Genomic DNA, 13945 nt, shown 5'->3' on the forward strand with positions numbered 1-13945 from the left:
GTACATCGCCCGCGAGCTCTACCAAATCATCACAACAAACGACCCTGACCCCGCCGCTTGACAACCATAGGAGCATCATCGCGGTAGCACAAAGCTTGATCTTGATCTTTGCCGGCACCTCGCGGCACCCGCCAGACGGGCCTTGGGTGGGCGTGCGAGAGGATGGCCGCATGGCACCGGGTGTTCATACGGTCGCGGTGATCGGCGCGGGCAAGATCGGTGAGCTGATGCTCTCCGGGCTCCTGCGTGCGGGCTGGCCGGCCGACAAGCTGATGGCGACCACGCGCCGCGCCGCGCGGGCCGAGGAGCTCGCCCAGCGATACGGCGTGCGCATGGTCGACAACCTCACCGCCGTCGCCGAGGCGGAGGTGCTGGCCGTGGCGGTCAAGCCGCAGGACGCGGGCGTGCTGCTGGAGGAGATCGGCGCCAAGGTGCCGCCGGACAAGCTTGTGATCTCGCTCTGTGCCGGCCTCCCGACGGGCTTCTTCGGCCGGCGGCTGCCCGAGGGCACGCCGGTCGTGCGCGTCATGACAAACACGCCCGCGCTGGTCGACGAGGCGATGACCGCGATCTCGGCGGGCCCGCACGCCACGGCCGCGCACCTGGCGCTGGCGGAGGAGATGTTCAAGCCGCTCGGCGCCACGCTCCGTGTCCCCGAGTCGCAGCAGGACGCGGTCACCGCGCTGTCCGGCTCCGGGCCGGCGTACTTCTACCTGCTCGTCGAAGCCATGATCGACGCGGGCATCCTGCTCGGGCTGCCGCGCCAGGTCGCGCACGAGCTGATCGTGCAGACGGCGATCGGTTCGGCGGTGATGCTCCGCGACTCCGGTGAGCACCCCGTCAAGCTCCGCGAGGCGGTCACTTCCCCTGCTGGGACAACGATTTCCGCGATCCGCGAGCTGGAAAACCACGGCGTGCGTGCCGCCCTGCTCGCGGCGCTGGAGGCGGCCCGCGACCGGGCCCGGCAGCTCGCCCAGCAGAGCGAGTGAGCCGGCGAGCAGGAACGCGCGCCACTCTCGTGTGCTCCTGATTCACTCATGCGTTCATCCCTTCCCGGCCGCTCTCTGCACTCCTAGTGTCATGACAGGGAGTAGTGATAGCGACACTCAGGGAGGTACGGCCATGCGACGTCTCGCGGTGATCATCGGTGGTGTGGCGGCGGCCCTTTGGGTGTCCTCACCGGCATCCGCCTTCGCACACGACAAGGTGCGTAACCCCGCCCTCCACGCGATGCTTGACGTGCTCGTGCTCGCGGTGGTGACCGCGCCGGTCTGGACGGCGTACCTATGGGGCGGTCGGCGAAGGGGTCTGTTGGCGGCCCTCGTGGCGGTCGTCCAAGTGCCGGTGGCGGTCATCGCGTTCGTGCCCATCGTGCATCCGCTCGTGCACGCGGTCGCGTTCGTGACCGGGCTCGGTCTGACCGCCGCGTCCCTGATGTACGTGCGCCGGACCGCGCCTTCCCCCGCGCCGGCGCACGCACACCGCTAGGCCCGCGCTCCAACCCGGAGCGCGAGGGGCGTCCGCCAACCCCGCAGCGGGCGGGCGCCCAGGACTTGAAGAAGTGCACAACTCAACAGGGACCAGGGGCAGCGCCCCGCTCAGGACCCGCTGTCGGCCGCGCACGCGGCCGGCGGCGGCCAAGATCCGAGTCCTCCCGGCCCGCCGACCGCCGGCAGGACAGCGTTCGGATCCGGAGCGCGCGCCCCACCCGACGGCGGGCCGGTCATCGGTTCGGTGGGCAGGATGTGCTCGCCGAGCGTGAGGGCGGTGACCCGCCCGCCGTCGTGCACTCTGGACACCGGCGGGCAGCCCTGCCGGGGCGGCTCCCACGAGCCGTCGGGCCGGCGCAGCGCGTTGAAGCGGCAGTGCGGCTCACCCACGTAGCCCCAGGCCATCATGAGCTCGGCACCGGCGTAGCTGTAGACGCCGACGGTGAGCACGTCCGACCCGGTGGGACGGCGGTGGAAGCTGCCGCGTAGGCCACGTACGACCACGCCGTCCAGGTCGACGTCGTCGATCACCTTGTGTAGTCGGTATCCCGACAAATCGGGCAGCTCCATGACCGATTAACGAATGCCCCATACTGTCGGACGTGTTCACTCTGGCCCAGGCCCGCCACCTGCTCGCCACCCTCCGACCGCGTGTCGACGAGCTGATCGTGCTCCGCGCCGACCTCGCCGAGCTGCACGCCGATCTGGCCGACGGCGGCAGCAGCCCGCACGGCGGCCTGCCCGAGGTCAAGGGACTCGAAGCGCGCATCTACGGCATCCTCGACGAGCTCGGCGAGCACGACATCCAGGTCAAGGGGTACGCGCCGGTCCTGCTGGACTTCGCCGGCGAACGCGACGGCCGGCCGGTGCTGTGGTGCTGGCTGGAGGGCGACCGCGACATCGGCTGGTACCACCGTCTGGAGTGCGGCTTCGCCGGCCGCCGCAAGCTCAACGCCTAGCCCGCGGCGGATTTGGGGATCACCTGGGCTGGCTGGGTGACGGCGAAGACGACCACGTTGTCGCGGTAGGAGTTGCGCAGGCGGTCGAATACGCCGCCGCAGGTCACCAGGCGCAGCTCGGGCCCGGGTGTAGGACCGTAGACGGCGGCGGTGGGAAACCCGTCCTTCGGGTGCTTGGTCACCACGGTGACGGTGAAGGTCACGGTGTCCTTGCCGCGCCGCACCTCGATCTTGTCGCCCACCTTCAGCTCGTGCAGGCGGTAAAAGACCGCCGGGCCGGCCTTGGAGTCGACATGGCCGGCGAGCACGGCCGGGCCCACGTCGCCCGGCGACGGCCCGCCGCGAAACCAGCCCGCCTTGTCGTACACCTTGGGCGCCTCGAGCTTGCCGGCCTTGTCCAGGCCGAGCGTGACCAGCGGCGTGTCGACGCCGATCCGGGGCACGCGCAGGCGGGTGGGCGGGCCCTGCGGCTGGTGCTTGGGCGGCACGGTGGTCATCGCGACCGGTGCGGGCGAGGGCACCGGCTCTTCCCATGACGGCGCGGCCGCCATCCGGTGTGGGATGGCAGCCGCGCCGATGATCGCCGCCGCGAGCCCGATCGCGCCCGCGGTGACCAGGACGTACGCGCGCACTACGCCTCGGGGGACGCTCCGCGGGCGAGGGCGGCGCGCCGCCGCAGGGCGACGAGGCCGACCGCCGCGGAGGCGGCCACCAGCACGCCCACCAGGCCCGTGAACATCATCGGGTACGGCACCGGGCCGCCCGACGAGCCGCCGGCACCGGTGTCCACACCGCCGGCCGGCACCACGACGCCGCCCTTGGCGTCCTCACGCAGCTCGGTGGTGAGGCCGCCGGACTTCGCGTCGAGCACGATCAGCGAGTAGACGCCACCCTCGGCCATCGTGCACTTGGCGACCGTCGCGTCGCCGCCGGAGGGCTGGAGGCGCACCTGCCAGTCACCCGGCTGCACCTCGCGGTAGTCGGTGGTGGTGGCGAACTGCACGCCCTTGCCGATCTCGGCACCGGTGGCGCCGGAGATGTCGAGCACCGGCGCGCGCACCGAGGCCTGGACGACCCGCACCTTGGACTTGCCCGCGGCCGGCGCGCTGATGTCGTCTTTGAGGATCCGCAGGCCGAGGTCGGCGTAGCGGCCGACGCCGGCCACCGTGTACGCCTGCCCGGTCGTCACGCTCACGTCGGTGGTGAGCACCGGCGGCGTCGACGCGGCGGCGCCCTTCTGGCGCATCGACACCGCGTAGCGCCCGGCCGGCAGCGGCAGGTACGCCGACATCACGCCGTATCCGACGCCCTTGAACACCTGCGTTTCCGCCGGACCGGACAGGTCGTCGAGGTATACGTCGACCTCCGGTGTGTCCGGCGAGAGATGCGCGAGCCGGACGTAACCGACGCTCGCCGCCCCCGCCGGCGCGGCGGCGGCCAGAGCCGCTCCACTGCCGAGAAGCAGCGCGCCGGTCAGCGCCGCGGTGCGCCGAAGTGTACGGAGTACTGAAGTCACGGCCCCTCCCCATTTTGGTGACTTCCGCGCCGGCGTAGCCCCCTCGTCGGCGCGACTCGTGGGAAAGGATTCGCGACCATCTAACAGATGGCAAGAGCCTCTTCTGTCAGCAATTTGTCACCCGTGCACACAGAACCAGTCACCCGGGGCGGAAAGCGACAACAGGTCAGCGGCGGTCCAGCTTCACCGTCCCGATACCCTCCGCGGCATCCACGTCGTACCGTGCTTTCGCATCCCCCCAACCGTTCGGCGTGAATGTCGTGTCGGGCGCGACCTTCGACCGGTTGAAGCGGTCGAGCGTGACATTGGTGGCTCCCTTGGTGACCTTCACCCGCGTGGGTACGCCGGTGGGCGCGTGCACGAAAAGCTCGTCGAGCCCGCCGCGCAGGCGGATCGGCACGGTGGCGGTCGGCTTGGGCAGGATCAGCTCCAGCCGGGTGGCTCCACCCTCCATGTCCAGCGCCGCCAGCCGCCCGCCGCTCAGGTCGACGGTCTGCGTCTTCGCGCCGCCCCGAAACGTCAGCCGCCAGGTCACCCGCGAGTTGAGCCGCACCTCGACAGCGCTGGCGCCCTCGCCGCTGTCCGAGGTCGCGCGTACCGTCGTGCGGTCGCCGTCGATCGTCGCGCGCGGCACGGCGTCGTCACTGTCCGGCGTGGTGACCTGGAACAGGTCGTCGCCGAGGTCGGTGCCGAGCACGGTGACGATGGCCGCGCCGCTTTCCAGCTCCAGCTCCGCCTGGGTACGGCCGCCGAGCGGCGCCGCGATCGTGTGCGAGAGGCCGCCGCCGTCGAGCACCAGCCGGTACGCGCTGGCGGCCGCGACCACCGCGGCGCCGACGACCGCGGCGGTGAGGGCGATCGCGAGCAGCATCAGCGGCTTGCGCCGGCGGCCGGGCCGGCCGGGTGGCCGCCCACCGGTCGGGCCGGTGGACCTGGGCCCTCGGCGGCGCTTCGCCGGCGGCTCGGGGAGGTCGTCGTCGGGCGTGATGTCGAGCGGTGCCGGCCAGGCTTCCGGGACGGGGGCGTCGCTGGGCGCGGGCTCGGGCCAGCCGCCTTCCGGTGCCGCGGCCGGCGCGGAGGCGGGGACCGGGGAGGTGACCCAGTCCGGGCGGGCCGCCGGCTCGGCGCTTCTCGCCCAGTCGGGACGAGCCGCCTGTTCGGGCGAGGCGGCCCACTCGGGTCGGGCCGCCGGTTTGGGGGAGGCGGCCCGCTCGGAGCGGGGTGCCGGTTCGGGGGAGGCCCAGTCGGTGCGGGCCGCCGGCTCGGGGCTGGCCACCCAGTCGGGCCGGGCCGTGGGCTCGGGCGGGGCCGCCGGCTCCGGGTCCTCGTTCCATCCGGTCCGGTAGTCCGGCTCCGGGTCGGCCTCGCGTGGGGGATCCCACCCTTGGTCCTGGGGGCGGTCGTCGGCGCGCGGAGTGAACCAGTCCTCGCGCGTCATGGGCCCGGCCGGAGCCTCCGCGGGCGGCGGCCGGAGGGGTGGCGTCGTCGTCCAGCCGTCGTCGTCGACCGTCTCCTCGGGGCCGGCCGCCCAGCTTGGGTGCGGACCGGTGCGTGGCGCCTCGTCCGGGACGGTCGACCACTCCTCCTCCGCGGGGCGCGCGTCGCGGGGGGCCGGGCCGCGGAGTGTGGTGAGCCATTCTTCGCTGGCCGGCGCCGGCCAGTCTCCTGCGCGAGGTGTCACGTCGCGGGGTGGGTGTTCACGCGGTGGCTTCTCCTGAGTCGCCTTGTCACGCCGCCACAGCTTCCCGCGAGAGGGCTTCGGCGCCTTTTCACGCCGCGACTTCTTGGGGGGTGGCGACTCCTCGCCGGACGGCGTCAGCTCGATCACCGACTCCACCGGCATGAATGGCACGGAGCCCCGGTTGGGGTCGTCCTCGTCCAGCCACGACACAGTGCGTTCGCCTGGCTGGGCCGTCATGGGCCGTCCTCCCCTCGCCCGGAGCGCTCGTCCGGGCCGATCGCTCATCCATACGTACGTAGCCGAGGGCCCAGCGGTTGAGCCGCGCACGGATCGAGAAATTCGCATCTTGACGAGTTCACAGCCGTGTGAGTAACGTCGCATCAACCTTCTGGAAAGTTTCCTAACAATTAGGGAGACGTCGGATGAGGAGATCCCTACGGCGTGCGCTGTGGGCCAGCACGGTGGTCGCTGTGGCAGTCGCCGCGATCCCCGTCGCGTCGGCCTTCGGCGCGGGGAGCGTCACTACACAGTTCACGGCCACCTCCGACTGGGGGAGCGGCCACGAGGTCCGGGTCACGGTCGCGAACGGCTCGGACGCATCCGTCGCCACCTGGCGGGTCGAGTTCGACCTTCCCGCCGGCACCACGATCAGCAGCTCCTGGGACGCGGACGTCACCCGCACCAACAACCACTACGTCGCCACGAAGAAGAGCTGGGCCGGCGCCATCCCGCCCGGCGGCTCGCAGACGTGGGGATACATCGGCACCGGCGCGTTCCGCGCGCCGACCAACTGCACGATCAACGGCGCGCCCTGCGGCGGCGGCACCACCCCCACCACCGTCGCCCCGCCGACGAGCAACCCCCCGACCACCGCGCCTCCCACGACCGCCCCGCCCACCACGCAGCCGCCGACCACCGGGCCGCCCCCGCCCGCCGGGCGCAAGCTCGTCGGCTACTTCGCGCAGTGGGGTGTCTACCAGCGGCAGTACTTCGTGAAGAACATCCACACGAGCGGCTCGGCGTCGAAGCTGACGCACATCCTCTACGCGTTCGGCAACGTCACCAACGGCCAGTGCGTGATCGGTGACTCCTACGCCGACTACGACATGGCGTACACGACGGCGAACAGCGTCGACGGCGTCGCGGACACCTGGGACGCCGGCGCGCTGCGCGGCAGCTTCAACCAGCTGCGCAAGCTCAAGCGGATGTACCCGCACATCAAGGTGATCTGGTCGTTCGGCGGCTGGACCTGGTCCGGCGGCTTCGGCCACGCGGCGCAGAACCCGACCGCGTTCGCCAACTCCTGCTACAACCTTGTCGAGGACCCGCGCTGGTCGGACGTCTTCGACGGCATCGACATCGACTGGGAGTACCCGAACGCCTGCGGCCTCACCTGCGACACCAGCGGGCCCAACTCCTTCAAGAACCTGATGGGCGCGCTGCGCACCCGCTTCGGCTCCAGCGCGCTGGTGACCGCGGCGATCACGGCCGACGGCAGCAGCGGCGGCAAGATCGACGCGGCCGACTACGCGGGTGCCTCGGGCAGCGTCGACTGGCTCATGCCGATGACGTACGACTACTTCGGCACCTGGGCCGCACAGGGCCCGACCGCGCCACACTCGCCGCTGACGTCGTACACCGGGATACCGACCCAGGGCTTCTACGCCGACGCGGCGATACAGAAGCTGAAGAGCAAGGGTGTACCGGCCAGCAAGCTGCTCCTCGGCGTCGGCTTCTACGGCCGTGGCTGGACCGGCGTCACGCAGGCCGCGCCCGGCGGCTCGGCGACCGGTGCCGCACCCGGCACGTACGAGGCGGGCAACGAGGACTACAAGGTGCTCAAGACGCGCTGCCCGGCCACCGGCACCGTCGCCGGCACGGCGTACGCCTTCTGCGGCAACCAGTGGTGGAGCTACGACACCCCGGCCACGATCGGCGGCAAGATGACGTACGCCCGCAACCAGGGTCTCGGCGGCGCCTTCTTCTGGGAGCTCAACGGCGACACCGCCAACGGTGAGCTGATCACCGCCATGCGCAGCGGCCTCGGATAGGACCTATACGCAAGTCCCACACCAGAGGCGGGGAGTCAGGTTACTGGCTCCCCGCTTCGCCATGGAAATACGGTTGGGCGCGGTGGTGTTGACAGCTACCGTGATCCGCATGTTCGCCCCGGCTGGCTTCGCGCGGCCCGCAGGCACTGGCCTGCCGGTCGCGGCCGCCGCGTGTGCGTCGCCGGTCCGTCTGGATACCTGACCCTCCTCCCGTTCCCGCGCGGGTAGACCGTCCATTGCGGACGGCCGGTAGGCGCGCGCGGACGCCGGGAGGAGGGTGCCCCGCCATCACTCTCTTCCCAGAAACAAGGGGTTGATCCACCATGGCCAAGAGCCAGTTCGTGCGGACCAAACCGCACCTCAACATCGGCACGATGGGGCACGTCGACCACGGCAAGACCACGCTGACGGCCGCCATCACCAAGGTCCTCGCCCAGCGGGACCCGTCCGTCAACCAGTTCGTGTCGTTCGACGGCATCGACCGGGCGCCGGAGGAGGTCGCGCGCGGCATCACCATCAACATCGCGCACGTCGAGTACGAGACGGCCACGCGGCACTACGCCCACGTGGACATGCCCGGCCACGCCGACTACGTGAAGAACATGATCACGGGTGCGGTGCAGGTCGACGCGGCCATCCTCGTCGTCTCGGCGCAGGACGGCGCGATGCCGCAGACCCGCGAGCACGTGCTGCTCGCCCGGCGGGTCGGCGTGCCGTACCTGGTGGTGGCGATGAACAAGGCCGACGCGGTCGAGGACGAGGAGCTGCTCGACCTCGTCGAGCTCGAGGTGCGCGAGCTGCTGTCCGAGTACGGGTTTCCCGGCGACGAGGTGCCGGTGGTGCGGGTCTCCGCCCTCCGCGCGCTGGAGGGTGACCCGCGCTGGACGCGGTCCATCGTGGACCTGCTCGACGCGGTCGACCGGTACGTCCCGGTGCCGCCCCGCGTGCTGGACGAGCCGTTCCTGATGCCCATCGAGAACGTGCTCACCATCTCCGGCCGCGGCACGGTCGTCACCGGCGCGGTGGAGCGCGGCGCGCTGCGCCTCGGCGAGACGGTGGAGGTGGTCGGCTTCGTACCGACGACGTCCACTGTGGCCACCGGGCTGGAGACGTTCGGCAAGTCGCTGGACCGGGCCGAGGCGGGCGACAACGCGGCCGTACTGCTGCGTGGTGTGAAGCGCGACCAGGTGCGGCGCGGCCAGGTGGTCGCGGCGCCCGGGTCGATCCGCACGCATACGCGGTTCCGGGCGCGGCTGTACGCGATGACCACCGCCGAGGGTGGCCGGCACACGCCGTTCTTCGGCAACTACCGGCCGCAGTTCTACTTCCGGACCACGGACGTGCCGGGCTCGGTCGACCTGGGCGAGATCACGATGGTCATGCCCGGCGACACCGTCGACCTGACGGTGCGGCTCGGCTCGCCGGTCGCGATGGAGGTCGGGCTCGGCTTCGCGGTGCGCGAGGGCGGCCGGACCGTCGCGGCGGGCTCGGTGACGGAACTGCTCGACTGAACAGGGGAGCGCGGCCCCGCACGGGCCGCGCTCCCGCCTATATGAGCTGGGCCGGCTCGATGGCGATCTCGCGGGCGGCGGACAGCCGGATCCACTCGCTGAGCTGGCGGCGGCTCATCACCCGGTCGTGCACGGTCACCTGTACCGCGAGGCCGTCGATGATCGCCAGGATCCGCCAGGCGGCGCCGGCCGGGTCGTCACACTTGAACGCCCCTTCGTCGACGCCCGCGGTGATCACTTCGGTGAGTGCCTCTTTCCACCGCAGATCCAGCCGGCGGGAAACCTTTTCCAGCTCCGGTGTGCGCAGCGACTCCGACCAGCCGTCGATCCACATCGCCCACGACTTGGAACGGCCCTGCGGCGCGTACAGCCGGAGGATCTTTTTGAGCTTTTCCAGTGGCGTCGCGGTGGAGTGGACGACGGAGTGGAGGCGAGCCAGGTCCTGCTCCGCCGCGTACGCGAAAGCTTGAGCGAGTAGATTTTCTTTCGTGGCGAAATGGTAGAAGACCAACGCTTGGCTGACGCCTGCCGCTGCCGCCACGTCGGAGGTGCGGGTGTTTGCCAGGCCGCGCTCCACGATCACGTCGCAGGCGGTGCTGAGTAGTGAATCAAGGCGGACTTCTGCGGAACGTCTCGTCACAGCGCACACAGTAACTCATGAATGCCTGCCCAATTTCCGCAGCTATTACTCGGTGTCATTCCGGAATGAAATCGAATTCGCGATCGCCGTGCGCACCGGTCGGGGGATGAGACACCCGCCGATCATCCGAGCCGCGCAGATCAAGATCGGTGGTGGTCGTTACGCCCTGGCACTATCGGTTCGCCCGAGGTAGCTGTGCAGAGGATGTCGCTAAGGCCCGAATGGGCCGATCGTAGGCGTGGTCGCCCGCGGGGGGTGACTTGTTTGGCCGGAGACGGAGTGGACGGCTATGGGCGGCTTTGGGCGGAGGCCGGCTGGCGCCGACGCCGGCGTGCCCGCCCACCACGGCGGGCCGGGGCCGGCTGGCGCCGACGCCGGCGTGCCCGCCACCCACCACCCTCGCGCCGATGCCGGCGGGCCCGGGCCGCTGCGCTCGATCGGCGTGCGCATCCTGCTGCCCGTCGTCGTGGCGACGGTCGGTCTGGTCACGCTCGGCGTGTTGCAGACCCGCGACGCGCTCACCGAGTCCGGCCGCGCGGGCGACGCGCGGATCCTGGCCCGCACGGCGAACGCCGGCATCGCGGTCGCCCACCAGGCCGAGCTCGAGTACGCCGAGACCATCGCGCTGCGGCTGCGTGGCGGCGAGGCCGGCAAGCAGCTCCTGGAGGCGCAGCGCGCCCGCACCGACGCGGCCCGCGCGCGATACACGGCGGCGGCCCGCGACGCCCGCGAGGTCTCGCCCGCGCTGGCCGGCAAGCTCGACGCGGCCGACGCCGTGGTCGACGTCCTGACCAGCGTGCGGGCGATCGCGGTGAGCGCGCCGGACGGTTCACCCGAGGTGTTCGACGCCTACAACGCGGTGACCCACGCGATGATCGGCATCGCCGACGCGGTGCCCAGCCAGCTGACCGAGCAGCGGCTGCTGGAGAGCGCCCGCGCGGTCGTGCTCGTCACCGAGCTCGAACACCTCGCCGCCGAGCAGCTCGACCTGCTCCGCCGGGTCTTCACGCGGGAGCGGCTCCAGCCGGGCGAGCTGGTGCGGCTGGCCGCCTGGGAGGGCGCCGAGCACCAGCAGCTCGAGGTGATCGAGCGGCTGCCCGGCCAGACCCACGCGCGCTTCGAGGAGCTCGTCACCGGCGACGACGTGACCCGCGCCCGCGACATGCGCGACAAGGTGCTCGACACCGGCGGCGCGCCCGCCACGCTCCAGGTCGACCCCGACGTCTGGTGGGCGGCGCAGAGCGGCCTGCTGCGCCGGCTGCGGCTGATGCAGTCGGAGCTGTCCACGTCGATGGAGCGCGAGGCGTACGACATCCAGGTCGCCGCGCACACCCGCACGCTGATGACCGCCGCGCTCACCGGCCTGCTCGTGGGGCTGGCGCTGGCCGGCGCGGTGATCCAGGCCGTGCGCACGAGCCGGCGGCTGCGCCGGATGCGGGCCACCGCGCTCACCGTCGCGCACACGGAGCTGCCCGACGCCGTCGCCCAGGTCTCCGCCGCGCCCGACGAGCCCACCGTGCGCGGCACGCTGCGGGATTCCGGCACCCGCGTCGACGCCATGCTGCCGCCCGGTGCCGACGAGATCGGCGAGCTGGCCACCGCGTTCGCGACGGTGCACCGGCAGGCGCTGCGGCTCGCGGCCGAGCAGGCGCTCCAGCGGATGGAGACCACGGCGACCCTCACCGCGCTGTCCCGGCGCGGGCAGACGCTGGTGCAGCGGCAGCTGCACATGATCGGCGAGTTCGCCCGGCACGAGGCCGACCAGGCCGGCCGGGCCCGGCTCTTCGCCCTCGACCACCTGGCCGCCCGGATGCGGCGCAACGAGGAAAACCTGCTCGTGCTCGCCGACGGCGACCCGGGGCGGCGGTTCACCGAGCCGGTGGCGGTGCGCGACGTGATCCAGCTCGCCGCGGCGGAGATCGAGGAGCCGGGCCGGGTCGACGCCGTGGCCACCCCGCTGGTGGCGGTCGCCGCGCACGTCGTCGGCGACGTCGTACACCTGCTGGCCGAGCTGCTGGAAAACGCCGCCAGCTTCTCGCCGCCGACCACGACCGTCCGGGTGGCCGCCCGCCAGGCTGTCGACCACGTGGCGCTGACCATCTTCGACGAGGGCATCGGGCTCACCGCCGACCGGCTCACCGAGGCCAACGACCGCATCGCCCGCCCGTCCGCGCTCACCAGCACGCTGGTGGGCACGATGGGCCTGCTCGTGGTGGGGCGGCTGGCCGCGCGGCACGGCATCGAGGTGCGGCTCACGAGCGTGGCGGGCGGCGGCACCGCGGCCACCGTCACGCTGCCGGAGCGCGTCCTCGCGCCGCTCCCGCCGCCGGCCCGGTTCTACCGTGGACAGTTGCTGGGGCCGCCGCCCGGGCCCACCCCGTCGGCCGCGCCGCCGCGTACCGTCGTGCACCACCAGGAGCAGCCGGCGCCGCACGCGATGGTGCCCGCGTTCGTCGACGGGCTGACCGCGTCCGGCCTGCCAAAGCGGTCACCCGCATCCGGCTTGCCGCAGCGGTCACCCGCATCCGGCTTGCCGCAGCGGGCACCCGCCACCGCGCTGCCCTCCGGTCCGGTCGCCGGGCGCCCGAGCGCCGGCGGCACGCCCGATCCAGACGAGGTGCGCGCGCGACTGTCCAGTTTGGCCAGTGGCATCGCCGCGGGCCGCCGCACCGCGATACCACCACCCGCACTGCCAGCCAGCGCGCCGCCGACCCGGGAGGACACCCATGAACCACGCTACGGACTCCCTGCCGGCCCCCGTCGACTACGGTGACCTGGGCTGGCTGCTGACGTCGTTCGCGCGCAAGGTGCCGTCCGTCGTGTACGCGCTGGCGGTCTCCGTCGACGGCCTCGCGCTGGCCGCCTCCGAGCGGTTGGAGGCCAACCAGGCCGACCAGCTCGCCGCGATCACCAGCGGCCTGGCCAGCCTGTCGGCCGGCGCGGCGAAGTGCATGCAGACCGGGCAGATCCGCCAGTCGGTGCTCGACATGGACGGCGGCGTGCTGCTCATCATGTCGGTGGCCGACCGGGCATACCTGGCCGTGCTCGCCGAGTCCGGCGCCGACCTCGGCCAGGTGGGCTACGAGACGGCCGTGCTGGCCCGGCGCGTGGCCACCGCGCTCGACCCCGGCGCCCGCCCGTCGTGAAGCGGCGGCGCCTGCTCGCCCTGCCGGCCGCGGTGGCGCTCGCCGCCGGCTGCGCGCCCGACCCGCCCACCGGCCTGCGCGACCGCCATCTCGTGCTCGGCACCGGCAACGCGACCGGCGTCTTCTACCAGCTCGGTGGCGCCTACGCGGACGTGATCACCACCCACCTCGCCGGCTACGAGGCGATCGTCGCGCCCACCGCCGGCTCCGCCGACAACCTGCTCCGCATGGCACGCGGCGACGTCGACATCGCGCTGACCTTCGCCGACGTGGCCGCCGACGCGGTACGCGGCCGGGGCACGTTCGCCGACGGCCCGCGGCCGCTGCGCGCGCTCGCGGTGGCCTACCACGGCTACACCCACCTTGTCGTGCGCGCCGACGCGGGCATCAGGTCACCCGCCGACCTGCGCGGCAAGCGGGTCTCCACCGGCACGGTCAACTCCGGCACCGAGTTTCTCGCCTTGCGGCTGATCCGGGCCGCCGGCCTCGACCCCGACCGCGACATCAGGCGCTCCAGCCTTTCCCTCTCGGCCACCACACGAGGGCTGGCCGGCGGCACGCTCGACGCCACGTTCTGGTCCGGCGGCCTGCCCACCGTCGGCATCACGGAGCTGATGGGCGCGAAGGCGAAGATGCGCTTCCTGCCGCTCGACGGCCTGGTGCCCGAGCTCGACCGGCTCTACCCGGAGACCTACGGCACCGGCAAGATCCCCGCCTCCGCGTACGGGCTGCCCGGCGACATCCCCACCGTCACGGTCGGCAACCTCGTCGTGGTCGAGGCGGACATGCCCGAGCAGCTCGCCCACGACCTGACCGCGCTGATCTTCACGTACCGCCAGGAGCTGGTCGACGGCCACCCCGAGTGGGGCTCGGCCGACCGGCAGGCGGCGGCGCGCACCGGTGTGGTGCCGCTGCATCCCGGCGCCCAGCGCTTCTACGACAAGGGCTGAG

13 protein-coding genes are annotated in these 13945 nt (G+C 72.2%); 8 read left to right on the plus strand and 5 right to left on the minus strand.

Annotated elements, in window-relative coordinates:
- Positions 1-170: 170 nt before the first annotated feature.
- Positions 171-989: a pyrroline-5-carboxylate reductase gene (proC, locus tag ACTMTJ_RS17425; protein WP_441217738.1), complete on the plus strand. Its 819-nt coding sequence runs from the start codon at positions 171-173 to the stop codon at positions 987-989.
- Between the two features lie 133 nt (positions 990-1122).
- A complete protein-coding gene (locus tag ACTMTJ_RS17430; protein ID WP_441217740.1) occupies positions 1123-1488 on the plus strand; it encodes a hypothetical protein in 366 nt (121 codons plus the stop codon).
- A gap of 110 nt (positions 1489-1598) precedes the next feature.
- Here the strand turns inward: ACTMTJ_RS17430 and ACTMTJ_RS17435 are convergent, their stop codons facing one another.
- Positions 1599-2060 carry a hypothetical protein gene (locus ACTMTJ_RS17435; RefSeq protein WP_441217742.1) on the minus strand — a complete coding sequence of 154 codons (462 nt, stop codon included), beginning with the start codon at positions 2058-2060 and terminating at the stop codon, positions 1599-1601.
- Between the two features lie 32 nt (positions 2061-2092).
- On the opposite strand from ACTMTJ_RS17435, the gene ACTMTJ_RS17440 reads away from it, so the two are divergent.
- Positions 2093-2449, plus strand: a complete 357-nt coding sequence (locus ACTMTJ_RS17440; RefSeq protein ID WP_441217743.1) for a DUF2203 domain-containing protein — start codon at positions 2093-2095, stop codon at positions 2447-2449.
- Here the strand turns inward: ACTMTJ_RS17440 and ACTMTJ_RS17445 are convergent.
- The 3 genes from ACTMTJ_RS17445 to ACTMTJ_RS17455 form a co-directional block, all read right to left on the minus strand.
- The gene (locus ACTMTJ_RS17445; protein ID WP_441217745.1) at positions 2446-3081 is read right to left on the minus strand and encodes a class F sortase; all 636 of its coding nucleotides are present in this window, start codon (positions 3079-3081) and stop codon (positions 2446-2448) included. The genes ACTMTJ_RS17440 and ACTMTJ_RS17445 overlap by 4 nt on opposite strands.
- A complete protein-coding gene (locus ACTMTJ_RS17450) occupies positions 3081-3965 on the minus strand; it encodes a DUF4397 domain-containing protein (protein ID WP_441217747.1) in 885 nt (294 codons plus the stop codon). Before ACTMTJ_RS17450 ends, ACTMTJ_RS17445 begins: the two co-directional genes overlap by 1 nt.
- A gap of 166 nt (positions 3966-4131) precedes the next feature.
- Positions 4132-5883, minus strand: coding sequence for a hypothetical protein (locus ACTMTJ_RS17455; protein WP_441217748.1), 1752 nt, complete (start codon positions 5881-5883; stop codon positions 4132-4134).
- A 185-nt stretch (positions 5884-6068) separates the two neighbouring features.
- Between ACTMTJ_RS17455 and ACTMTJ_RS17460 the strand changes: the two genes are divergently transcribed.
- On the plus strand, positions 6069-7697 hold the full coding sequence (locus ACTMTJ_RS17460) for a glycosyl hydrolase family 18 protein (RefSeq protein WP_441217750.1): 1629 nt from the start codon (positions 6069-6071) through the stop codon (positions 7695-7697).
- A 323-nt stretch (positions 7698-8020) separates the two neighbouring features.
- The gene (tuf, locus tag ACTMTJ_RS17465; protein ID WP_441217752.1) at positions 8021-9208 is read left to right on the plus strand and encodes an elongation factor Tu; all 1188 of its coding nucleotides are present in this window, start codon (positions 8021-8023) and stop codon (positions 9206-9208) included.
- A gap of 37 nt (positions 9209-9245) precedes the next feature.
- Here tuf and ACTMTJ_RS17470 read toward each other — a convergent pair whose 3' ends face one another.
- Entirely contained in the window at positions 9246-9848 is a 603-nt protein-coding gene (locus tag ACTMTJ_RS17470; protein WP_441217754.1) for a TetR/AcrR family transcriptional regulator, read from the minus strand.
- A 289-nt stretch (positions 9849-10137) separates the two neighbouring features.
- Here ACTMTJ_RS17470 and ACTMTJ_RS17475 point away from each other — a divergent pair, with 289 nt between their 5' ends.
- Genes ACTMTJ_RS17475 through ACTMTJ_RS17485 form a run of 3 tightly spaced genes read left to right on the plus strand, consistent with a single transcriptional unit; the run spans position 10138 to position 13944 of the window.
- The gene (locus ACTMTJ_RS17475; protein WP_441217756.1) at positions 10138-12621 is read left to right on the plus strand and encodes a sensor histidine kinase; all 2484 of its coding nucleotides are present in this window, start codon (positions 10138-10140) and stop codon (positions 12619-12621) included.
- On the plus strand, positions 12575-12994 hold the full coding sequence (locus tag ACTMTJ_RS17480; protein ID WP_441217758.1) for a roadblock/LC7 domain-containing protein: 420 nt from the start codon (positions 12575-12577) through the stop codon (positions 12992-12994). Before ACTMTJ_RS17475 ends, ACTMTJ_RS17480 begins: the two co-directional genes overlap by 47 nt.
- Positions 12991-13944 carry a TAXI family TRAP transporter solute-binding subunit gene (locus ACTMTJ_RS17485; RefSeq protein ID WP_441217760.1) on the plus strand — a complete coding sequence of 318 codons (954 nt, stop codon included), beginning with the start codon at positions 12991-12993 and terminating at the stop codon, positions 13942-13944. Before ACTMTJ_RS17480 ends, ACTMTJ_RS17485 begins: the two co-directional genes overlap by 4 nt.
- The last annotated feature ends 1 nt before the right edge of the window (position 13945 follow it).

This window comes from Phytohabitans sp. LJ34, from assembly GCF_052068095.1.
Classification (GTDB): domain Bacteria; phylum Actinomycetota; class Actinomycetes; order Mycobacteriales; family Micromonosporaceae; genus Phytohabitans.